This window comes from Streptomyces thermovulgaris (genome assembly GCF_002155915.1).
In the GTDB taxonomy this organism is placed as follows: Bacteria; Actinomycetota; Actinomycetes; order Streptomycetales; family Streptomycetaceae; genus Streptomyces; species Streptomyces thermovulgaris.
Genome location: NZ_MUME01000232.1, coordinates 1 through 23,015, shown reverse-complemented (window position 1 = coordinate 23,015; position 23,015 = coordinate 1). Strand labels below are relative to the sequence as shown.

General features: G+C 69.3%; 14 protein-coding genes. 5 read left to right on the top strand and 9 right to left on the bottom strand.

All coding sequences use genetic code 11. The features are described 5' to 3' along the window. Positions 1-77 precede the first annotated feature (77 nt). The 4 genes from CCN35_RS18705 to CCN35_RS18690 all read left to right on the top strand — a co-directional run bounded on the left by CCN35_RS18705 (position 78) and on the right by CCN35_RS18690 (position 5,938). Positions 78-1,376, top strand: a complete 1,299-nt coding sequence (locus CCN35_RS18705) for a ribonuclease D (RefSeq protein WP_079129795.1) — start codon at positions 78-80, stop codon at positions 1,374-1,376. Positions 1,377-1,829: 453 nt separating this feature from the next. Further along, positions 1,830-3,050, top strand: a complete 1,221-nt coding sequence (locus CCN35_RS18700) for a thiolase family protein (protein ID WP_086793600.1) — start codon at positions 1,830-1,832, stop codon at positions 3,048-3,050. Continuing rightward, a complete protein-coding gene (locus CCN35_RS18695) occupies positions 3,047-5,176 on the top strand; it encodes a 3-hydroxyacyl-CoA dehydrogenase NAD-binding domain-containing protein (protein ID WP_067396564.1) in 2,130 nt (709 codons plus the stop codon). Before CCN35_RS18700 ends, CCN35_RS18695 begins: the two co-directional genes overlap by 4 nt. A gap of 369 nt (positions 5,177-5,545) precedes the next feature. Further along, positions 5,546-5,938 carry an NYN domain-containing protein gene (locus CCN35_RS18690; RefSeq protein ID WP_067396562.1) on the top strand — a complete coding sequence of 131 codons (393 nt, stop codon included), beginning with the start codon at positions 5,546-5,548 and terminating at the stop codon, positions 5,936-5,938. A gap of 203 nt (positions 5,939-6,141) precedes the next feature. On the opposite strand, the gene CCN35_RS18685 is transcribed toward CCN35_RS18690, so the two are convergent. The 9 genes from CCN35_RS18685 to ngcE form a co-directional block, all read right to left on the bottom strand. Further along, entirely contained in the window at positions 6,142-7,653 is a 1,512-nt protein-coding gene (locus CCN35_RS18685; RefSeq protein WP_067396560.1) for an amino acid permease, read from the bottom strand. 173 nt (positions 7,654-7,826) lie between these two features. Next, a complete protein-coding gene (gene dxs, locus CCN35_RS18680; protein ID WP_067396558.1) occupies positions 7,827-9,755 on the bottom strand; it encodes a 1-deoxy-D-xylulose-5-phosphate synthase in 1,929 nt (642 codons plus the stop codon). Positions 9,756-10,045: 290 nt separating this feature from the next. Further along, on the bottom strand, positions 10,046-11,338 hold the full coding sequence (locus tag CCN35_RS18675) for a sugar ABC transporter permease (RefSeq protein WP_067396556.1): 1,293 nt from the start codon (positions 11,336-11,338) through the stop codon (positions 10,046-10,048). Continuing rightward, positions 11,335-12,126 (bottom strand): ATP-binding cassette domain-containing protein, encoded by a 792-nt coding sequence (locus CCN35_RS18670; RefSeq protein ID WP_169721370.1) that lies wholly within the window; start codon positions 12,124-12,126, stop codon positions 11,335-11,337. Before CCN35_RS18670 ends, CCN35_RS18675 begins: the two co-directional genes overlap by 4 nt. Positions 12,127-12,330: 204 nt before the next feature. After that, positions 12,331-13,428, bottom strand: a complete 1,098-nt coding sequence (locus tag CCN35_RS18665; RefSeq protein WP_067396552.1) for a substrate-binding domain-containing protein — start codon at positions 13,426-13,428, stop codon at positions 12,331-12,333. 135 nt (positions 13,429-13,563) lie between these two features. Beyond that, positions 13,564-14,763 carry an ROK family transcriptional regulator gene (locus CCN35_RS18660; protein WP_067396550.1) on the bottom strand — a complete coding sequence of 400 codons (1,200 nt, stop codon included), beginning with the start codon at positions 14,761-14,763 and terminating at the stop codon, positions 13,564-13,566. Between the two features lie 473 nt (positions 14,764-15,236). Then, entirely contained in the window at positions 15,237-16,163 is a 927-nt protein-coding gene (locus CCN35_RS18655) for a carbohydrate ABC transporter permease (RefSeq protein WP_067396548.1), read from the bottom strand. 2 nt (positions 16,164-16,165) lie between these two features. Further along, positions 16,166-17,092 carry a carbohydrate ABC transporter permease gene (locus CCN35_RS18650; RefSeq protein WP_067396546.1) on the bottom strand — a complete coding sequence of 309 codons (927 nt, stop codon included), beginning with the start codon at positions 17,090-17,092 and terminating at the stop codon, positions 16,166-16,168. Positions 17,093-17,163: 71 nt separating this feature from the next. Continuing rightward, positions 17,164-18,609 carry an N-acetylglucosamine/diacetylchitobiose ABC transporter substrate-binding protein gene (gene ngcE, locus CCN35_RS18645; RefSeq protein WP_067396544.1) on the bottom strand — a complete coding sequence of 482 codons (1,446 nt, stop codon included), beginning with the start codon at positions 18,607-18,609 and terminating at the stop codon, positions 17,164-17,166. A gap of 514 nt (positions 18,610-19,123) precedes the next feature. Between ngcE and CCN35_RS18640 the strand changes: the two genes are divergently transcribed. Continuing rightward, complete coding sequence (locus tag CCN35_RS18640; protein ID WP_425444307.1) at positions 19,124-22,942, top strand: GH92 family glycosyl hydrolase; 3,819 nt, start codon at positions 19,124-19,126, stop codon at positions 22,940-22,942. Positions 22,943-23,015 lie beyond the last annotated feature (73 nt).

The following is a 23,015-nucleotide window of genomic DNA, read 5'->3' as shown; positions in this document are numbered from 1 at the left end:
AGAAGTGTATAAGGGACAGAAGTGAACTGGCTGCTGCGGTCTCTTGGGCGCCGTCCATCCACGGATACCCTTGACAGGTGACCGACGCCCAAGAGACCGCAGCAGCCAGTTCACTGCGCATCACCGGAGGCGCCCCTCCGGACGACGGCGGCTCCTCTGACGCCAAGGCGCCGATCCCGTTGCTCGAGCCCCGCGAGGGCATACCACCCGTGGTCGCCGACGCGGCCGCGCTCGCCCGGGTGACCGCCGCCTTCGCCGCCGGCTCCGGCCCCGTCGCCATCGACGCCGAACGAGCGTCCGGCTACCGCTACGGCCAGCGCGCCTATCTGGTGCAGCTGCGCCGCGAGGGCGCCGGCACCGCGCTGATCGACCCCGCCGCCTGCCCCGACCTGTCCGGACTCGGCCAGGCCCTGTCCGGCGTGGAGTGGGTGCTGCACGCCGCCACCCAGGACCTGCCCTGTCTGCGCGAGATAGGCATGGTGCCCACCACCCTGTTCGACACCGAGCTGGCCGGCCGGCTCGCCGGGTTCCCGCGGGTCGGGCTCGGTGCGATGGTCGAGAGCGTGCTCGGGTTCACCCTGGAGAAGGGGCACTCCGCCGTCGACTGGTCCACCCGCCCGCTGCCCGAGCCCTGGCTGCGGTACGCGGCGCTCGACGTGGAACTCCTCGTCGACCTGCGTGACGCGCTGGAGAAGGAGCTCGACCGGCAGGGCAAGCTCGAGTGGGCCCTGCAGGAGTTCGCCGCCATCGCCTCGGCGCCGCCGCCCGAGCCCCGCAAGGACCCCTGGCGGCGCACCTCCGGAGTGCACAAGGTACGGCGCAGACGGCAGCTCGCCGTCGTGCGGGAGCTGTGGCAGACCCGGGACCAAATCGCCCGGCGACGAGACGTTTCCCCGGGCAAGGTCCTGTCGGACGCGGCCATCGTGCAGGCCGCGCTCTCTCTTCCGGCCGATGTGCACGCCCTCGCCGCGCTGAACGGCTTCGGCCACCGCATGGGACGGCGGCAGCTGGAGCAGTGGCAGGCCGCGATCGACCGGGCCAGAGCTCTCGACGACTCCGAGCTGCCCCAGCCCGGACAGCCCGTGGCCGGCCCCCCGCCGCCCCGGACCTGGGCCGACAAGGACCCCGCCGCGGCGGCCCGGCTGTCCGCCGCGAAGAGCGCGGTGTCCGCGCTGGCCGAGCGGCTCAATCTGCCGCAGGAGAACCTCATCGCCCCGGACACGGTGCGGCGGCTCTGCTGGGAGCCGCCGAAGAAGGTCGACCTCGACTCGGTCGGCGCCGCGCTCACCGCGTACGGGGCGCGCCCCTGGCAGGTGGAGCAGGTCTCACCGGTGCTGGTGGACGCGCTGTCGCTCAAGAACGCCCCGTCGTCGTAGAGCGCCGCACCGTGCCGCGCCGCGGGCGGGAGCGGCACGTCGTGGCCGCCCCGGTCGCACGGCGTTCCCCCTGCCCGCGCCGGGTGCCTCGCCCGGCCGCTCCCCTCAGTCCGGCGGGGGCACATGCGGTGGGGTCATGGAACGGCGGGGCCATGGCGCCGTGCGGTCGTGGGGCCATGACGTGGGGCCGTGCGGCCGTGCGGTCGTGGGGCCATGACGTGGGGCCGTGCGGCCGTGAAGGCACAAGGTCATGGACGGCCGGGAGGGTTCCGGCTCGCCTCCCGCGCCGTCCCCCATACCAGAGCGCGAGAGGTGAGGACTCCTCCGGCGGTGTGACGTTCACCGCTGTGGGCGTGGGGGCTGGGCAGCGACATTACCGACGAGTAGCATGGGTCTGAGCGCGCGCTCAGCGCAGCGCGGCAGTGCCATCCCGCACCCTGGAGGAGAGCCATCGTGCCTCGTACCGTCAGGGACGTCGTCTTCGTCGACGGCGTCCGCACCCCGTTCGGCAAGGCGGGCCCGAAGGGCATCTACCACGAGACCCGCGCCGACGACCTTGTCGTGAAGACGATCCGGGAGCTGCTGCGCCGCAACCCCGGTCTCGACCCGAAGAAGATCGACGAGGTCGCCATCGCCGCGACCACGCAGATCGGCGACCAGGGCCTGACCATCGGCCGCACCGCCGGCATCCTCGCGGGCCTGCCCACCTCGGTCCCCGGCTACGCGATCGACCGCATGTGCGCGGGCGCGATGACCGCCGTGACCACGGTCTCCGGCTCCATCGCCTTCGGTGCGTACGACGTCGCCATCGCCGGCGGTGTCGAGCACATGGGCCGCCACCCGATGGGCGAGGGCGTGGACCCCAACCCGCGGTTCGTCAGCGAGAAGCTGGTCGACCAGTCCGCCCTGTTCATGGGCATGACCGCGGAGAACCTGCACGACCGCTACCCGCAGATCACCAAGCGGCGTGCCGACGAGTACGCGGTGCGTTCGCAGGAGAAGGCCGCCAAGGCGTACGCCAACAACAAGATCCAGCCGGACCTGGTTCCCATCGCGGTCCGCCGTACGAACCCCGAGGGCGGCGAGACCGGCTGGGGCCTGGTCACGGCCGACGAGCCGATGCGCCCGGGGACGACCCTGGAGGGGCTGGCGAACCTCAAGACGCCGTTCCGCGTGCACGGCCGGGTCACCGCCGGCAACGCGGCCGGTCTGAACGACGGCGCCACCGCCTCGCTCATCGCGAGCGAGGAGTTCGCCCGCGAGCACGGCCTGCCGGTCAAGATGCGTCTGGTCTCCTACGCCTTCGCGGGTGTGGAGCCGGAGGTCATGGGCTACGGCCCGATCCCGGCCACCGACAAGGCGCTGGCCAAGGCAGGGCTCGGGATCGACGACATCGGCCTGTTCGAGATCAATGAGGCCTTCGCCGTCCAGGTGCTGGCCTTCCTCGACCACTACGGCATCGCGGACGACGACGAGCGCGTCAACCAGTACGGCGGCGCGATCGCCTTCGGTCACCCGCTCGCCTCCTCGGGCGTCCGCCTGATGACGCAGCTGGCCCGCCAGTTCGAGGAGCAGCCGCAGGTCCGTTACGGCCTGACCACCATGTGCGTCGGCTTCGGCATGGGCGCCACGGTCATCTGGGAGAACCCGCACTTCGACGGAGGCGACAAGTGAGCACCACCGCTGAGCTGTTGAAGGCCGCGGCCGAGCTGTTCCCGGACGAGGTCGTCACGCAGGCGCACGTACGCCACTTCGACCTTCCGCTGGGCGCGGGCCGTTTCGCCCTCATCACCCTGGACAACGGCCTGGACCACACCAAGCCGACCACCTTCGGCCCGCAGTCGCTGGCGAACCTCGACGCCGCCCTCGACCAGGTCGAGAAGGAGGCCGCGGACGGCGAGATCGTCGGTGTCGGCATCACCGGCAAGCCGTTCATCTTCGCGGTCGGTGCCGACCTCAAGGGCGTGGAGCTGCTCAAGCAGCGCGACCACGCGCAGGCCATCGGCCGGGGCGGCCACGAGGTCTTCAAGCGGCTGTCGAAGCTGGCCGTTCCCTCCTTCGCCTACTACAACGGCGCGGCGATGGGCGGCGGTGTCGAGGTCGGTCTGCACTGCACCTACCGCACGGTGTCCGCGGCCGTCCCCGCCTTCTCCCTCCCCGAGGTCTTCCTCGGCCTGGTCCCGGGCTGGGGCGGCTGCACGCTGCTGCCGAACCTGATCGGCGCGGACAAGGCCGTCTCCGTCATCATCGAGAACAGCCTCAACCAGAACAAGCAGCTCAAGGGCAAGCAGGTCTACGAGCTCGGCATCGCCGACGCGCTGTTCGAGGGCGCGGACTTCCTGGAGCAGTCGCTGGTCTGGACGGCGTCCGTCCTCAAGGGCGAGATCAAGGTCGAGCGTCCGGCGATCGACCGCGGCGAGGCCTGGGACCAGGCCGTCGAGCGCGGCCGGGCCATCGCCGACTCCAAGGTGCACGGCGCGGCCCCGGCCGCCTACCGGGCCCTGGACATCATCGCCGCCGCCAAGAACGGCGACCTGCAGCAGGGCTTCGACGCCGAGGACGAGGCCCTCGCGGACCTGATCATGGGTGGCGAGCTGCGGGCCGGCCTCTACGCGTTCAACCTCGTCCAGAAGCGCGCCAAGCGCCCGGTGGGTGCGCCCGACAAGAACCTGGCGCGCCCGGTGACGAAGGTCGGCGTGGTCGGCGCGGGCCTGATGGCCTCCCAGCTCGCCCTGCTCTTCGTGCGCCGGCTGGAGGTGCCGGTCGTCCTGACCGACATCGACCAGGAGCGCATCGACAAGGGCGTGGGCTACGTCCACTCCGAGATCGACAAGCTGCTCGACAAGGGCCGCATCAACCAGGACAAGGCCAACCGCCTCAAGGCGCTGGTCACCGGTGTGCTGGACAAGGCCGAGGGCTTCGCGGACGCGGACTTCGTCATCGAGGCCGTGTTCGAGGAGATGGGCGTCAAGCAGCAGGTCTTCGCCGAGGTCGAGGCGGTCGTCCCGGAGCACGCGATCCTGGCGACCAACACCTCCTCCCTGTCGGTGACGGAGATGGCCTCGAAGCTGAAGCACCCCGAGCGGGTCGTCGGCTTCCACTTCTTCAACCCGGTCGCGATCCTGCCGCTGCTGGAGATCGTCCGCGGCGAGCGGACGGACGACGCCTCGCTGGCGACCGCCTTCGCGGTGGCCAAGAAGCTGAAGAAGACCGCGGTGCTGGTCAAGGACGCCCCGGCGTTCGTGGTCAACCGCATCCTGACCCGCTTCATGGGCGAGATCCAGAACACCATCGACGAGGGCACCCCGGTCGAGGTGGCGGAGAAGGCGGTGGAGCCGCTGGGTCTGCCGATGTCGCCGCTGGTCCTTCTCGAGCTGGTCGGCCCGGCCATCGGCCTGCACGTCTCGGAGACCCTGCACAAGGCGTTCCCGGACCGCTTCAAGGTCTCCCCGAACCTCAAGGCGGTCGTCGAGGCCGGCAAGCGCGGCTTCTACGTCTACGAGGACGGCCGGCCCAAGCTGGACCCGGAGATCGCCGCGCTGCTGAAGCAGGGCGACACGGTCCTGACGGAGGAGCAGGTCCGCGCCCGGGTCCTGGAGGCGGTGGCCCAGGAGATCGGCCTGATGCTCGACGAGGGCGTCGTCGCCGAGGCCCAGGACATCGACCTCTGCCTGATCACCGGTGCCGGCTGGCCCTTCCACCTGGGCGGCATCACGCCGTACCTGGACCGCGAGGGGATCAGCGAGCGGGTGAACGGCAAGCGGTTCCTCGAGCCCGGGGTGGCGTCGGTCCCGGCGTGACGCGCGCACCGCACTGACCCCGTATCGAGAGGGCCCCCGCCACGGCGGGGGCCCTTCGCCGTGCTTCCGTCCGCCCGGCCGGTCCCGGGGGCCGGACGGCCGGGAGCGGGCGGGATCGGGCAGGATCGAGGACACGGCCCGCCGGGCCGCCGCTTCGCCCCCGCCCCGGGACGGCCTCGCCCCCACGGACATGAGGTCCCCCGTGGACACGAGGTCCTCCACGGATACGGGGTCCTCCACGGGTACGGGGTCCTCCACGGACACGGGCGGGGCGGCCCGTCCGGGGGAGCCCGCGAAACGTGCGGGACCATACCGCCGTCGCCGAGATCACGGGCCGCCGAAGCCGCGGTCCGGGGAAGGTCCGAGCCCATGCCCGAGAACCGGGACACCGCCGCCCTGCCCCTGCTCGTCGTGGACGGTGCGAACGTCGTCGGCTCCGTCCCGGACGGCTGGTGGCGCGACCGCCGCGGGGCCGCGGAACGCCTGCGGGACCGGCTGGTGGCGTACGCCGAGTCCGGTCTGCCGGGCCGTTCCGGGCCGATGGACGTCGTCCTGGTCGTGGAGGGCGCGGCCCGCGGGGTGGAGCCGGTGCCGGGGGTACGGGTCGAGTCGGCTCCCGGCAGCGGCGACGACCGCGTCGTCGAACTCGTCGAGGGGGCCGGTGACCGTCCCGTCCTGGTCGTCACCGCCGACCGCGAGCTGCGCCGCCGGGTGACGGAGCGGGGAGCCGAGGTCACCGGTCCGCGGGCGCTCCGCGCCTGAGGACCCGGCCGGAGAGGCTAAAGGAGCCGAGACCGAAGAGGCCGAAAGGACCGGAGAGGCCGGGCGGACCGAAGGCCGGAGAGGCCGGACGCCCTGCCCCGCCCGGCCGGACGGCGCTCCCCCGCGCGGCCCCGTGCACGCAGCCGCGCGCACCCGCCGCGCCTCCGCGCGACGGACGGGACGCCCGCTCCGCCCCCTGCCGGCTACCCGTTCGTCTTCGGCGCCGCCTTCTTTGGGGTGTCCTCGACCCGTGCGAGGCGGCTGTGGGTGCGGCCGTAGAGGAAGTAGACGGCGATGCCGATCGCCATCCAGATGCCGAAGCGGAGCCAGGTCTCGGCGGGCAGGTTCAGCATCAGCCACAGGGAGGCGAGCACCGAGAGCGCCGGGAGGAACGGGACCAGCGGGGTCCGGAAGGCACGGGGCAGGTCGGGGCGGCTCCTGCGGAGGATGATCACGCTGAGCGCGACGACGACGAAGGCGAACAGCGTGCCGATGTTCACCAGCTCGGCCAGCTCGCTCAGGCTGGTGAAGCCCGCGACGACGGCGATCACCACACCGAGCAGGATGGTCGGGCGGTAGGGGGTGCCGAATCGCGGGTGGGTGCGCGAGAAGAAGCGGGGCAGCAGGCCGTCGCGGCTCATCGCGAAGAAGACACGGGTCTGCCCCAGGAGCAGGATCATGCACACCGTGGTCAGGCCGACCGCGGCGCCGAAGCTGATCAGACCCGCGAACCACGGGTGCCCGGTGGCCTTGAACGCGTCGGCGAGCGGGGCGTCCACGGACAGCTCGCTGTACTTCTGCATGCCGGTGACGACGATCGCCACGGCGACGTACAGCAGGGTGCAGATGACCAGGGAGCCCAGGATGCCGCGCGGCACGTCGCGCTGCGGGTTGCGGGTCTCCTCGGCGGCGGTGGCCACGACGTCGAAGCCGATGAAGGCGAAGAAGACGACGGAGGCGGCGGTGAAGATGCCCATGACGCCGAAGTTCGAGGGCGCCCAGCCGAACAGCAGCTGGATGAGCGGTGCGTCGAGGGTGCTGCCCGCCACCGTCGGCTGCTCGGGCGGGATGAACGGCTCGTAGTTGCCGCCGTTGATGAAGAACGCGCCCGCGATGATCACCACGAGCACGACGCCCACCTTGATGGCGACGACGATCGAGGTGAACCGCGCGGAGAGCTTCATGCCGACGACGAGGATGGCGGTGAGGCCCAGGACGAGGAGGGCGGCCAGCAGATCGAAGCCGAAGCCGGTGGCGGTCTCCCTGCCGGCGAGGTACTCGGGCAGCTGCCAGCCCGCGTTGTCGAGCAGGGAGTGGATGTAGCCGGACCAGCCGACGGCGACCACCGCCGTGCCGAGCGCGAGTTCCAGCACCAGGTCCCAGCCGATGATCCAGGCGGGCAGCTCGCCGAGCGAGGCGTAGGAGAAGGTGTAGGCGGAGCCGGCCACCGGGACCGTGGAGGCGAACTCGGCGTAGGAGAGCGCGGCGAGCGCGCAGACCACGCCGGCCAGGATGAAGGACAGGGACACGGCGGGGCCGGCGGTGTTCCGGGCGGCCGCGCCGGTGAGGACGAAGATTCCGGTGCCGATGATGACGCCGACGCCGAAGACGGTCAGGTCGAGGGCCGAGAGGGACTTCCGTAGCGCGTGCTCCGGTTCCTCGGTGTCCTGGATGGACTGCTCTACGTTCTTCGTCCTCAGGAGCGTGCTGGTCACGGCCTACCTCCCCTGGTGTCGTCCTCGATCCGGTCGAGGGGCTGGGGATGCGTGTTGCCCCGGCACTGGCAGATTCACGCAGCAGGGCCGGTTCCGCCACCCGTAAGGGCTGGAAGGTCGCGGAACCGGCCCGATCGGCCCTGTGCGGACTCCTGGGCTGTGAGCCGTGCTGCTCAGTCGCGCGCGGACTGCATCGAGTCGGCCTCGGCGCCCGGGCGGTCGAACCGTCCGTCGAGCCGGGAGACCAGCTCCGTGACCTGGCGTGCGATGTCCGGCGCGGTCAGGCCGATCTCCGCGAGCACCTCGGCACGGGAGGCGTGCTCCAGGAAGCGCGGCGGGATGCCGAAGTCGCGCAGCGGCACGTCGACGTCGGCATCCCGCAGGGCCTGGGCGATGGCCGAGCCGACACCGCCGACGCGGCAGTTGTCCTCGACGGTGATCACCACGCGGTGCCGGGCGGCGAGCGGGGCCATGGCCTCGTCGACGGGCTTGACCCAGCGCGGGTCGACGACGGTGGTGGAGATGCCCTGCTTGTCGAGGAGCTCGGCCGCCTCCAGGCACATCGGGGCGAGGGCGCCGATGGAGACGAGCAGGACGTCCGGGGTGTCGGTGCCGGGCTCGCGCAGGACGTCCATGCCGCCGATGCGGCCCACGGCGGGCACGGCGGGGCCGACGGCGCCCTTGGAGAAGCGGACCACGGTCGGGGCGTCGTCCACCTCGACGGCCTCGCGCAGCTGGGCGCGGACCTGGTCGGCGTCGCGCGGCGCGGCCATGCGCAGGCCGGGGACGACCTGGAGGATCGACATGTCCCACATGCCGTTGTGGGAGGGTCCGTCGGTGCCGGTCACACCGGCCCGGTCCAGGACGAAGGTGACGCCGCACTTGTGCAGGGCCACGTCCATCAGCACCTGGTCGAAGGCACGGTTGAGGAAGGTGGCGTAGACGGCGAAGACGGGGTGCAGGCCGCTGTAGGCGAGGCCGGCGGCGGAGACGGCGCCGTGCTGCTCGGCGATGCCGACGTCGTAGACCCGGTCGGGGAAGGCCTTGGCGAACTTGTCCAGGCCGACCGGCTGGAGCATGGCCGCGGTGATGGCGACGATGTCCTTGCGCTCCTTGCCGAGCTTGACCATCTCGTCGCCGAAGACGCTGGTCCAGTCGGCGCCGGAGGTGGCGATCGGCAGCCCGGTGTCGGGGTGGATCTTGCCGACGGCGTGGAAGCGGTCGGCCTCGTCCTGGAGGGCGGGCTGGTAGCCGCGGCCCTTCTCGGTGATGCAGTGCACGATGACCGGCCCGCTGAACTGCTTGGCGCGGGCCAGGGCCGACTCCAGGGCCTCGATGTTGTGGCCGTCGATGGGACCGACGTACTTCAGGCCCAGGTCCTCGAACATGCCCTGCGGGGCGATGAAGTCCTTCAGGCCCTTCTTGGCGCCGTGCAGGGTGTCGTACAGCGGCTTGCCGACGACCGGGGTGCGCTCCAGCAGCTCGCGGGTCCGGGCGAGGAAGCGCTCGTAGCCGTCGGTGGTGCGCAGGGTGGCGAGGTGGTTGGCGAGACCGCCGATGGTCGGGGCGTAGGAGCGCTCGTTGTCGTTGACGACGATGACGAGGGGGCGGTCCTTGGCGTCGGCGATGTTGTTCAGCGCCTCCCAGGCCATGCCGCCGGTCAGCGCGCCGTCGCCGATGACCGCGACGACGTGGCTGTCCCGCTTGAGCAGCTGGTTGGCCTTGACGATGCCGTCGGCCCAGCCCAGCACGGTGGAGGCGTGGCTGTTCTCGATGACGTCGTGCTCGGACTCGGCCTGCGAGGGGTAGCCGGACAGGCCGCCCTTCATCTTCAGTCTGGAGAAGTCCTGGCGGCCGGTCAGCAGTTTGTGCACATAGGACTGGTGGCCGGTGTCCCACAGCACCTTGTCCCGCGGCGAGTCGAAGACACGGTGCAGAGCGATGGTCAGCTCCACCACGCCGAGGTTGGGGCCGAGGTGGCCGCCGGTCCTGGAGACGGATTCGACGAGGAAGCTCCGGATTTCCTCTGCCAGCTGGTTCAGCTCCTCCAGGCTGAGCCGGTCCAGATCGCGCGGTCCCCTGATACGGGTCAGCAGCGGCACCCGTGCCTCCTTGCAGTAGAGCCGATCGAGCTGTTGGCGGGCGGCTCGAGTCTAATGTTCCGTCCGGGCGGCCGGTGCCCCGGCCGTGGATCCCGCGTCACACGGACGGCCGTACCCGGGGCCGCCCTCCGTCATGACACGGAATGACGGTCATCACGGTCGTCCGGCGGTCGTCGCGGTCGTCGCACGGCTGACGGGACATGGCCGGGCCGGTCCGGGCATGCCGTGGCACGACACGACCGTGCCCGGCACCGCCGTGGGTGCCGGGCACGGTTCCGGGTCGGGCGCGGTTACGCGCGGCCCGCCGTCTTCTGGGTCCTGCGGGTGACCGCGTCGATGACGACGGTGGTCAGCAGCACACCACCGGTGATCATGTACTGGACCGGAGCGGCGATGCCCTCCAGGGCGAGGCCGTACTGGATCGAGACGATCACCAGCACACCGAGGAGCGCGTCCCAGGTGCGGCCGCGGCCACCGAACAGGGAGGTACCGCCGATCACGGCCGCGGCGATGACGTTCATCAGGAACTCACCGGTACCCGCGCCCTGGTTGGCGGAGGCGATCTTCGAGGCGACGAAGAGACCGCCGATCGCGGCGAAGGTGCCGGCGATCGCGAAGACCGAGATCCGGACCAGCGTCACGTTGATACCGGCACGCCGGGAGGCCTCGACGCTGCCGCCGAGCGCGTACACCTTGCGGCCGTACGCGGTGCGGCGCAGCACGAAGTCGGTGATCACCAGCACCGCGAGGAAGAGCACCACGGCCAGGGGCAGGCCCTTGTACTGGTTGTAGACGGCCGCCACGGCGAAGGCGACGACGGCCAGGAGCACGGTGCGCAGCACGAGGTCGCTGAGCGGGCGGGAGGGGATCCCGGCCGCCTCCCGGCGGCGGTTGCCCAGGTAGCCGGAGATGAAGTACGCGGCCACGGCCACGGCGGCCAGTCCGTAGGCGGCGGCGATGTCGCTGAAGTAGTAGGTGGTGAGCTTGGCGACCAGGCCCTCGCTGTTGAGGTTGATGGTGCCGTTGTCGCCGAGCACCTGGAGCATGAAGCCCTGCCAGAACAGCAGGCCGGCCAGGGTCACGGCGAAGGCGGGCACACCGACGCGGGCGAAGAAGAAGCCGTGGATGGCGCCCGCCGCCGTGCCGGTGAGGATGGCCAGCACCAGGGCCAGCGCCTCGTTCATCCCGTGCGAGACGCTCAGCACCGCGAAGGTGGCGCCCGCGACACCGGAGACCGAGCCGACCGACAGGTCGATCTCGCCGAGCAGCAGGACGAACACGATGCCGACGGCGATCATGCCCGTGCCGACCATGGCGACGGAGATGTCGGAGAGGTTGCCCGCGGTGAGGAAGTTGGAGTTCAGGCTCTGGAAGATGGCCCAGATGACCACCAGGCCGACGACGACCGGGAGGGAGCCGAGGTCACCGGCCTTCAGCTTGCGCTTGAACTCGGTGATGTAGCCCGCGAAGCCCTGCTCACGCACCAGCAGCCGGGGGTCCACCGCGGTCGCCGCGCCGGCAGCCGCCTCGGGGTTCCCCGCGACCTGGTCCTCGGGGGACGTGGAAGTCTTGTTGATGCTCACTTCTTGCTCTCCCCACGGGTGCGCGCCGCACGACGGGTCACGGCGTTGTCCGTGGCCCCGGTGATGGCGGAGATGATCTCTTCCTGGGAGGTCGACTTGACCTCGAAGACACCGTTGTTGCGCCCCAGCCGCAGGACGGCCACCTTGTCGGCGACGGCCTTGACGTCGGCCATGTTGTGGCTGATGAGGATCACGGCGTGGCCGCGCTCACGCAGCCGCTCGACCAGGTCGAGGACCTGCGCGGTCTGCTCGACGCCGAGGGCGGCGGTGGGCTCGTCGAGGATGACCAGCTTGGGGTCGCCCAGCATGGAGCGGGCGATGGCCACGACCTGGCGCTGACCACCGGAGAGCGAGGCGATCGGGATGCGGACGCTGGGGATGCGGATGGACAGCGTGTCCAGCAGCTCGTGCGAGCGGCGCTCCATCTCGACCTCGTCCAGGACACCGCGTCTGCGGATCTCCCGGCCCAGGAAGAGGTTGCCGACGACATCGATGTTGTCGCACAGCGCGAGGTCCTGGTACACCGTCGCGATGCCCAGGTTCTGGGCGTCGTTCGGCTTGTTGATCTGAACGGGCTTGCCCTCCCACTCGATGACGCCCTCATCGATGGGGTGCACGCCTGCGATCGTCTTGATCAGCGTGGACTTTCCGGCGCCGTTGTCGCCCACCAGGGCGACCACTTCACCGGCGTGGACCTCAAGCTCTACGTCGGTGAGCGCCTGGACGGCACCGAATCGCTTGGAGACCCCGCGCAACGCCAGCACGGGCGTAGCGGACACGTGAACCATCTCCTTCGCCGCCTGACCCGGCGGAAGGTTGTGCAGAAGTTTGGGGGGTGGTGTTCCGTCCGGCGCCCCGTACGAGCTTGCGGGGCTTGGAAGGCGCGGGGCGCCGGAGGGAGTCTTCGGGCGCTTTTCCCCGGAGGAGTTCACGGGGGAGAACTCCTCCGAGGAAAAGCACTTGTCTTGCTTGCCTCGGACCGGTCCTGCCGGTTACTTCAGACCGATCTTCTCGCAGGCCTTCTTGTACTGGGCCGTGCAGATCTCGTCGATGGTGTAGACGCCGTCCTTGACCACAGTGTCCTTGATGTTGTCCTGGGTCAGCGAGGTCACCGGGACCAGGACCGCGGGGATGCCCTTGTTGGTGGGGCTGTCGACCTTGTCCTTGGCGATGGAGTCCAGCGACTTGCCCTGGGCGAGCGCGACAGCCATCTCGGCGGCGGCGTTGGCCTCGGGAGCGTACGGCTTGTAGACGCTCATGTACTGCTCACCGGCGACGATGCGCTGCACACCCGCGAGTTCGGCGTCCTGGCCGGTGACCGGGACCTTGATGCCCGCGGCCTTCAGGGCGGTGATGATGCCGCCGGCCATGCCGTCGTTGGCGGAGTAGACACCGATGATGTTCTTCTTGCCGAGGGCGGAGATGGCGCCTTCCATGTTCTTGTTGGCGTTCTCCGGCTTCCACTCGTTGGTGTCGTACTCCTTGCCGATGTTCACCTTGCCGTCGAGCACCTCGTGGGCGCCCTTCTTGAACTGCGCGGCGTTCGGGTCGGTGGAGGAGCCGTTCATCATGACGATCTTGCCGGACTTGGCCTTGTCGCCCAGCGCCTCCAGCAGCGCCTCGCCCTGAGTCCGGCCGACGGTCACGTTGTCGAACGAGGTGTAGGCGTCGATCGGGCCCTGCGCCAGTCGGTCGTAGGCGACGACCGGGATGCCGGCGTCCTTGGCCTTCTGCACCGAGTTCTTGATGGCCGCGGCGTCCACCGCGTCCAGGATCAGGACGTCCACCTTGTTGGTGATCATCGTCTCGACCTGCTGGTTCTGCAGGGTGGCGTCCTGCTTGGCGTTGGCGTAGACGACCTCGCCCTTGTTGTTCGTCAGCTCCTTGATCTTCTTTTCGATCAGCGGGCGGTCGAACTTCTCGTAACGAGCGGTCTGGTTCTCCGGCAGGAGCAGGCCGACCTTGATGTTGTCGCCCTTCTTCTCGCTGCCGGACGACTTGTCGGAGCCCCCGGACTCCTTGGCGCTGCCACAAGCGGCGAGCGAGACGGCCATGGCACCAGCGGCGACAATGACAGCCGCGCGACGCATACGCGTGTTCACTTCTTCAAAACCTCCCTGACGAGGCCGCGTCGTTGCGGCCGAGGTGGCTGGAAGTCAACTCGGCCATACGTGCGACGTCAAGAAGTAAATACTTAACGAGATGGCAACGGTGCCATGCGTTCTCTACGTGAAGGCAGGCTCCGTTGACCGCAGAGTTCCGTCCAAAAGGGTCGAATCGCCCATTTCGCTGAGCGCCAGAGCGAGCGCCCCCAGAACCTCCGCACGGCTCCCGAGAGCCCCTGTGCGCACGGAGAGACGGCGGGCCGCACTGGGGATGGCGTACCGGGCGACGGATTCTCTGATCGGCCCCAGGACCAGCTCGCCGGCCTCCGCGAGATCGCCGCCGAGGACGATCCGGCTCGGATTGAGCAGGTTGCAGAGGTTAGCGACCCCGCTGCCGACATGGCGCCCGACATCGGCGATCACCCGCCGGCAGCCCGGATCCCCGTCCCGTGCCAATCGCACGACGTCCTCCAAGGTCAAGTCGGCGCCGTGGCTGGGCTGGAGCAGCGGGAGCACATACCGCGCGGCAGCGAACGTTTCCAGACAGCCCCGGTTCCCGCAGCGGCAGACCGGACCCGATTCATCAAGGGTGATATGTCCTATTTCACCCGCGGTGCCGCCGGGGCCGCGATAGATCTTGCCGTCGATCACCAGGCCGGCGCCCACACCGCTGGCGATCTTGATGTACGCCAGGTCGCGCACCCCCCGGCCGCTGCCCCAGACCAGTTCGCCCAGGGCACCGAGGTTGGCGTCGTTGTCCACGTGCACCGGCACGCCGAGGCGCCCCCGCAGCTCCTCGGCGGGCTTGACGCCCGTCCAGCCCGGCAGTATCGCCGTGGAGCCCAGGGTGCCGGACTCGACGTCGATCGGACCGGGTACGCCCACGCCCACGCCCGTGATCTTCGCGCGGTCGATGCCCGCCGTCTTGAGCAGCCGGTTGACCAGCTCCTCCGCCCGGTCGAAGCCCTGGCTGGAGGAGGCGTCCACATCCAGCGGCTCGGACTCCTCGGCGAGCACCTGGTGGGCGAGGTTGCCGATCGCGACCCGCAGATGCGCATGACCGAAGTCGATCCCGATCACGATGCCGGCGTCCCCGCTCAGCGACACGCTGCGGGCCCGGCGTCCGCCCGCGGACGTGGGCGTGACCTGGACCGTTCCCCCCTCCTTGAGCTCACGCACAATGTTGGAGACGGTCGCCGCGGACAACCCCGTGGTCCTCGCGATCTCCGCCTGCGTGAGCGATCCCGCCAACCGCACGGCACGTACGACCCGCTCCAGGTTGGCTCGATGCAGTGACGACTGCGACCCTGGAGTCTGCACGACGACCTCCCGAGCGCGGGGCCGCTTCGGTGAGGCCCCGACCATGTCCAACTAGTGAACTCTAAGCTGAGCTGTTCGGGTTGCCTTCCGTCAAGAGGTTGAACCGTTATACAGATCCTTGGACATGTCGCTGAAGACGTGGTATGGAGGCGTCCGCGTGACGCGGAGGTGCGGCCCGGGAACCGTGCCCCGCGGCTCGGGCCTGCTCACGGCCCGGAAGCGCCGCGCACGGCCCGGGGGACGCCTCGCCCGGGAGGCCCGGCGAGGCGTGCGGAAGCGAAGGAGTGAAGACGGCGTGCGCGGGGGCGTGCGGGAGCATGCAGAAGTGAAGGCGAGCGCCCGGCGCCGCCCCGGGGACCCACCGGTGCCCCCGGGGACCCACTGGCGCCGCTCCGGAAATCCGCCGATGCCGCCCCGGAGATCCGCCGGCGCCGCTTCGAAGGCCCGCCGGTGCTACGTCGAGGATCCGGCCCTCACTTCAGGGCTCCCGCCGTCAGGCCCTGCACCACCTGGCGCTGGAAGACGATGTACGCGGCCAGCACCGGCAGCATGGCCATGACCAGACCGGCGAAGAGACCGGACCAGTCGCCCTTGTAGCCCTGGTTGACGGCCAGCTGGACGAGGCCCTGGGTGAGCACATGCTTGTCCGGGTCGGTGTTCAGCACCGTCGGCAGCATGTACTGGTTCCACTGCCCGAGAAAGTTGAAGATCCCCACGCTGACCAGGCCGGGCCGGGCCATCGGCAGCATGATCTGGAAGAACGTCCGGGTGTGCGAGGCGCCGTCCACGAAGGCGGCCTCCGCCACCGTGGTCGGCAGGCTCCGGAAGAACGCGGTCAGGAAGAACACCGTGAACGGCAGCGAGTAGGCGATGTAGACCAGGATCAGCCCGTGGATGGTGTTCAGCAGCGCGATGTTGTCCACGACGTAGAACAACGGGACCAGCGCGAGCATCACCGGGAAGCCCATGCCGCCGACGAAGAGGTAGTAGATGAACCGGTTTCCCGGGAAGTCGAACCGGGCCAGCACATAGGCCGCCATCGAGCCGAGCACCAGGGTGCCGACGAGCGAGCCGCCCACCACCAGCACGGTGTTGAGGAAGTAGTCGCTCATCCGGGCGTCGGTCCAGGCCCGCGCCCAGTTCTCGAAGTGCAGTCTGTCCGGCAGCGACCAGGGCGAGCTGAAGATGGAGCGGTCGTCCTTGAAGGACGTCATCACCGCCCACACCAGCGGCATGACCACCATGATCGCCCAGGTGACCAGAATGCCGTGCGAGAAGACGTTGAGGACCCCGCCCTCCTGCTTCGTCCGTCTCGGCTCCCGCACCGCCGGCGCACCGGTTCTTCGGACGCCGGTACCGGACTCGGCCGGGACGGGGGCGGGGGTCTCGGTCGTTTTCATGATCAGTACTCCAGCCGCTCGCGCCGTCCCAGCCGCATCACGATCGCGGCGAAGGCCAGCGTGACGATGAGCAGGGCGACACCGACCGCGGTGGCATAGGCGGCCTGACCGTCACGGAACGCCTTCTGGTACACGTACAGGACCATGACGGTGGTCGAGTAGTCGGGACCGCCCGGTCCGGTTGTCATGATCTGTACGACCGCGAACGACTCCGCGCCGAGGGCGAGGATGCCCATGTAGACCCAGCCGGACTGCACGGTGTCCCACAGCAGCGGCAGGGTGATCCGGAAGAAGGTGGTGAACCGGTCGGCGCCGTCGAGGAGCGCTGCCTCGTACAGCTCCACCGGGATGGAGGCCATGCCGGCGGAGAAGAGCACCACGAAGAAGCCGACCGTGGACCAGACGATCACCGCCATCACGCACCACAGGGCGAGGTCCGGATCGCCCAGCCACAGCGGCTGGACGTCGTCGAGCCCGATCCCGCGCAGCACGGAGTTGATCGCGCCGCTGCTCGGGTTGTACGCGAAGGCGAACAGCAGGGCCACGATCGCGATGGACAGCACCTGCGGGAAGAAGTAGACGATCTTGTAGAACGAGGAGCCGCGGACACCGGAGATCACCGGTCCGCCCCGGCGCCGCCGCCCGCCCACATTGATCATGAAGGCGAGGAACAGCGCCAGGCCGATCGTCACCAGCGGCAGCAGCAGGGCGAACAGCAGGCTGTGCTGCAACGACTTCCAGAAGATCTCGTCGTCGAGCATCCTCCGGTAGTTGTCGAGGCCGACCATCACGAAGTCGGGGCTCAGGCCGGTCCAGTCCGTGAACGAGTAGTAGATGGACTGGACGAACGGCCAGATGACGAAGAGCGCGTACAGCCCCAGAGGAACCGTCAGGAATCCCACGACGAACGGGTACTTGCCGTGCTGCATTGCCACCTATCCCGATCTCCGGACGGGGGGTGCCGCCGGTGACGGACCCTCACGACGGTTTCACCGGTGCTTCACTGGTGCTTGTAGTGCTTGATCGACGGGTCCTTCGCGGTCTCGTCGGCGAAGCCCTGGATCCTCCTGATGGCCTCGGCCGGGGTGAGACGGCCGGCCATCATCTCGCCCAGGCCCGCCACACCGATCTTCTCCTTTTGCAGCTGCACATACCAGTCCTGCAGCCGCGGGTTCACCACGTTGGACCCCGCCTTCTCCAGCGCCGCGACCGCGGACTTCAGTCCGGAGGTGAGGGGGATGCCGTCGGTGCCGCCGTTGTACGCGGTCAGCGACTTCACCTTGGTGGTGAAGTTCTTCGAGGACGCCTCGCTGAGCATGATGCGCAGCTGCTCCATGCCGCCCTCGGGGTTCCTGGCCTTGGCCGGGACGATGAAGGGCTCGCCGCCGGAGGCCCAGATGGTGCCGAAGGGCATCCTGTCGGAGTCGTCCAGACCGCTGGGCGCGGAGACGGCGAGTTCGAAGTCCTTCGGGATGACATGGGAGGACTCGTTCTCCACCCAGGAGCCGTTCGGGATGAACAGCGCCTTGCCCTGGGCCCAGGCGGTCTGCGACTGGATGTGGTCCAGGCCGGGCGTGCCCTTGAGGATGTAGCCCTTCCGGTAGAGCTCGTAGTAGGCCTCGAAGCAGTCCTTGACCGCCGGGTGCTTCCAGGCGTTCGGCTCGAGGTTGTCGATGGCGTCGAGAACCTCGCGGCCGCCGACCTTGCCGATCATCGGGTAGAGCGAGAAGGGGATGTAGTACGGGTACTTGCCCGCGTACGTCCAGCCGGCCATGCCCCTCTTCCTGGCCTTCTCGCAGACCCGGAGCATCTCGTCCCAGGTCTCCGGGTACTTCTCGTCGAGCGAGTCCAGGGCCTTCTGCGAGTACCACACGCCGTACACCGTGTAGGCGTAGTACAGGATCCAGACCGGCTTGCCGTCGAACTGGCCCATCTCCACGATGCCCGGACGCAGGGTGTCGCGGACCTTCTTGCCCGGATCGTCGTACGACGGCGCGTCCAGCAGGGGGGTGAGGTCGGTGAGCTGGTTCTTGCCGACGAGGACGCCCATGTCCATCTGCTCGGCGCCGGAGTTGTCGATGAGGTCCGGCGGGGTGCCCTGGTTGAAGCGCGGCTGGAGCGTGGACTGGATCTTCTGGGTGGCGGAGAACTTCACCTCGGCCCCGGGGAAGTTCTTCTCGTAGATCTTCACGGCGTCCTCGGCGTACTCCCTGCCGAATCCGCCGTCGAACAGGACGAATTCCATCGGCGCGGTGGTATTGACGCCGAGCGGGTTCTTCGCGGTCTTCTCACCGGCCTCGGCCCTGCCCCGGCCGCCGCCGCCCCCACTGGCGCAGCCGGACAGAAAACCCACCGCGGGAACACTGATCAGACCGAGCGCGGCGGACCGCTTGATCAGATCCCGGCGACCGACTCCTGTGGGGTTCTCGGCGGACGTGGATCCCATGCTCAAGTCCTCGCTTTCTCCAGGACTCAGGCGGTGAACCGGATCCTCCCCGGCACCGCGGTCGGGTCAAGCTGGGTCGTGCAGGAATTGCTTCTGTGCGTCATCCACCGGGACCGGCGGGAATGCAAGGAGGACGGCGCGTTTCGCGCGTCGGACCACCTTTCCGGATCCTTACCATGTCCGCTCGGCGGCCATTCGGACGGTCGTCCGACGATCATTCGGACAGCCGTCCGACGACCATTCGGACGGCCTGCGGACGCCGACAGGTATAGTCCACTTCCGGTCAACCGGGCAAGATCGAATACAGGGTTCCACCAGGTCTTTTCCGAGTTGAGACCTCGTCCGAAACATGAACCCCCCGTGGCCTCGCCGAGCAGAAATATTCACGGCTTTGCACTCGAACGCCACTGTCAACACCCTTGACATTGCTGGTCAGTTGACTCCCTACTGGTCTTTGCGCACCGAGTTGACAACGTTGTCCGACGCAGCGGCACCGCAGGGAGGGGCATTGCGCATGCAGCGCAGATCACGGCACAGATGGGGTCCGGCGGTCGTCCTCACGACCGCCTTCGTCATGGCGGCCGGCTCGCAGGGGGCGGCAGTCGCCCTGCCCGCCAAACCCCCGGCCGCCGACCGGGAGTTCTCCTCCTCGTTCGAGACGGGCGAGCCGGCACCCGACTGGCTGAACACGGTCGACACCGCCAAGGACGGCAGCAAGCGCGCCTCGGGCGTGGACGGCGGCTACAGCACCGGCATACCGGGCAATGTGAACGACCATGTCGTCGACGTCAGGGCCAACGGGGAGAACACGGGCGCCGGTGAGGTGAAGGAGAACCTCGTCGACGGCGAGCCCGGCACCAAGTGGCTGGTCTTCGAGTCCACCGGCTGGGTCGAGTTCGACTTCGACAAGCCGCAGAGAATCGTCCGGTACGCCCTCACCTCGGCCAACGACTTCGACGGGCGCGACCCGAGGGACTGGACCCTGAAGGGCTCCACCGACGGCAAGGAGTGGAAGACCCTCGACACCCGCTCGGACGAGAACTTCTCCGAACGGTTCCAGACCAGGACGTACGAGCTGGCCGAGCCGGCCGAGTACCGGCACTTCCGGCTCGACATCACCCGGAACAACGGCGCCTCGAACATCCTCCAGCTGGCCGATGTGCAGTTCTCCACCGGCGACAGCGACGGCCCCGTTCCGAAGGACATGCTCTCCCTCGTCGACCGCGGTCCGAGCGGTTCCCCGACCGCCAAGTCGGGCGCCGGCTACACGGGCAAGCGGGCCCTGAGGTACGCCGGGCGCCACACGGCCAAGGGCCGGGCGTACTCGTACAACAAGATCTTCGACGTCCATGTCGAGGTCGCCCGCGACACCCGGCTGTCGTACCGCGTCTATCCGTCGATGGCCGACGGCGACCTCGACTACGCCGCCACCAACGTCGCCGTGGACCTCGTCTTCACCGACGGCACCTACCTCAGCCGGCTGGGCGCCGTCGACCAGCACGGCTTCCCCCTGAGCCCGCAGGGGCAGGGCGCGTCCAAGCGGCTGTACGTCAACCAGTGGAACAACGTCGTGTCACGGATCGGGTCGGTCGCGGCCGGCAAGACGGTCGACCGGATCCTCATCGCCTACGACTCCCCCGCCGGCCCGGCGAAGTTCCGCGGCTGGCTGGACGACGTGGTCATCGACCGGGCCGCGCCGGAGAAGCCCAAGGCGCACCTGTCGGACTACGTCCTGACCACCCGCGGTACCAACTCCAGCGGCAGCTTCTCGCGCGGCAACACCTTCCCCGCGACCGCCGTCCCGCACGGCTTCAACTTCTGGACGCCGGTGACCAACGCGTCCTCGCTGAGCTGGCTGTACGAGTACGCACGCGCGAACAACGACGACAACCTGCCGACGATCCAGGCGTTCAGCGCGAGCCACGAACCCAGCCCCTGGATGGGTGACCGGCAGACCTTCCAGGTGATGCCGTCCGCCGCGTCCGGCACCCCGGACACCGGCCGCACCGCCCGCGCCCTGGCCTTCCGGCACGAGAACGAGACCGCACGGCCGTACTACTACGGGGTGCGGTTCGAGAACGGCATCACGGCGGAGATGACGCCGACCGACCACGCGGCCGTCCTGCGCTTCACCTACCCGGGCGAGGACGCGAGCGTCCTGTTCGACAACGTCACCGAGCAGGCGGGCCTGACCCTGGACAAGGAGCGCGGCGTCGTCACCGGCTACTCGGACGTGAAGTCCGGGCTGTCGACGGGGGCGACCCGGCTGTTCGTCTACGGCGTGTTCGACAAGCCGGTGAAGGAGGGCTCGTCGAGCGGCGTCAAGGGCTATCTGCGCTTCGACGCCGGCAAGGACCGCACCGTCACCCTGCGCCTGGCCACCTCCCTGATCAGCGTCGACCAGGCGAAGGACAACCTGCGCCAGGAGATCCCGGACGGCACCTCCTTCGAGACCGTCAAGAAGCGCGCCCAGCGCGCCTGGGACGAGGTGCTCGGCAGGGTCGAGGTCGAGGGCGCCGCGCCGGACCAGCTGACCACGCTCTACTCCAACCTGTACCGGCTGTACCTGTACCCCAACTCGGGCTTCGAGAAGGTGAACGGGAAGTACCGGTACGCCTCCCCGTTCTCGCCGATGCGGGGCGAGGACACCCCGACGCACACCGGCGCGAAGATCGTCGACGGCAAGGTGTACGTCAACAACGGCTTCTGGGACACCTACCGCACCACCTGGCCGGCCTACTCCCTGCTGACGCCGAAGCAGGCGGGCGAGATGGTGGACGGCTTCGTGCAGCACTACAAGGACGGCGGCTGGACCTCCCGCTGGTCCTCCCCCGGCTACGCCGACCTGATGACGGGCACCTCCTCGGACGTGGCCTTCGCGGACGCCTACCTCAAGGGCGTGCCCATGGACGCGAAGAGGGCGTACGAGGCCGCGCTGAAGAACGCGACGGTCGTGCCCCCGTCCTCGGGCGTGGGCCGCAAGGGCATGACCACCTCCCCCTTCCTCGGCTACACCAGCACGGCCACGCACGAGGGCCTGTCCTGGGCGATGGAGGGCTACATCAACGACTACGGCATCGCGAGGATGGCCGAGGCCCTCCACAGGAAGACGGGCCAGAAGCGCTACAAGGAGGAGGCGGAGTACTTCCTCGACCGGGCCCGGGACTATGTGAACCTCTTCGACGCGAAGGCCGGCTTCTTCCAGGGCCGTGACGCCAAGGGCAACTGGCGTGTGGAGTCCGAGAAGTACGACCCGCGCGTCTGGGGCCACGACTACACGGAGACCAACGGCTGGGGCTACGCCTTCACCGTCCCCCAGGACAGCCGGGGCCTGGCGAACCTGTACGGCGGCCGAAAGGGCCTCGCGGACAAGCTCGACACCTACTTCTCCACCCCGGAGACGGCCTCCCCGGAGTTCGTCGGCTCCTACGGCGGTGTCATCCACGAGATGACCGAGGCGCGGGACGTACGGATGGGCCAGTACGGCCACTCCAACCAGGTCGCGCACCACGTGCTCTACATGTACGCCGCGGCCGGACAGCCCTGGAAGGCGCAGGCGAAGATCCGTGAGGTGCTCTCCCGGCTCTACGTCGGCAGCGAGATCGGCCAGGGCTACCACGGCGACGAGGACAACGGCGAGCAGTCGGCCTGGTACCTCTTCTCCGCGCTCGGCTTCTACCCGCTGGTGATGGGCAGCGGTGAGTACACCATCGGCTCCCCGCTGTTCACCAAGGCGACGATCCACCTGGACAACGGCCGGGACCTCGTCGTCAAGGCGCCGGGGAACAGCGCGAAGAACGTCTATGTGCAGGGGGTGCGGTTCAACGGCAAGCCGTGGAACTCCACCTCCCTCCCCCACTCCCTCCTCTCCAAGGGCGGGGTGCTGCACTTCGACATGGGTCCGCGGCCGTCGTCGTGGGGCACGGGCAGGAACGCGGCGCCCGTGTCGATCACGACCGACGACAAGGTGCCGGCCCCGCGGACGGACGTGCTGAAGGGTGACGGCGCGCTGTTCGACGACACCTCGTCGACGGACGCGACCGTGACGACGGTGGACCTGCCCGTGGCCGAGGCCACCAAGGCGGTCCAGTACACCCTGACCTCGTCCGCCGACCGCACCAAGGCCCCGGCCGGCTGGAGGCTGGAGGCCTCCGCCGACGGCAGGACCTGGAAGACGGTGGACCGGCGCTTTGGCGAGTCCTTCGCCTGGGACCGGCAGACCCGCCCCTTCACCATCGCCTCGCCGGGCACGTACCAGAAGTACCGCCTGGTCCTGGACGGTGCCTCGACCCTGGCGGAGGTGGAGCTGCTGGCCTCGCCCGCCCGCCGCTGAGGCGACGGGACGGCAGCACGCCGTGTCCCGCACCCTGTTCGCCCCGCCCTCCGGGCGGGGCGAACAGGGTGCG

Bases quoted from the DNA above. Each gene is read 5' to 3' on its own strand.
- CCN35_RS18690 (WP_067396562.1), top strand. From the start codon at position 5,546: ATGCCCGAGAACCGGGACACCGCCGCCCTGCCCCTGCTCGTCGTGGAC.
- CCN35_RS18670 (WP_169721370.1), bottom strand. From the start codon at position 12,126: ATGGTTCACGTGTCCGCTACGCCCGTGCTGGCGTTGCGCGGGGTCTCC.
- CCN35_RS18665 (WP_067396552.1), bottom strand. From the start codon at position 13,428: ATGCGTCGCGCGGCTGTCATTGTCGCCGCTGGTGCCATGGCCGTCTCG.
- CCN35_RS18655 (WP_067396548.1), bottom strand. From the start codon at position 16,163: ATGAAAACGACCGAGACCCCCGCCCCCGTCCCGGCCGAGTCCGGTACC.
- CCN35_RS18650 (WP_067396546.1), bottom strand. From the start codon at position 17,092: ATGCAGCACGGCAAGTACCCGTTCGTCGTGGGATTCCTGACGGTTCCT.
- ngcE (WP_067396544.1), bottom strand. From the start codon at position 18,609: ATGGGATCCACGTCCGCCGAGAACCCCACAGGAGTCGGTCGCCGGGAT.
- CCN35_RS18640 (WP_425444307.1), top strand. From the start codon at position 19,124: ATGCAGCGCAGATCACGGCACAGATGGGGTCCGGCGGTCGTCCTCACG.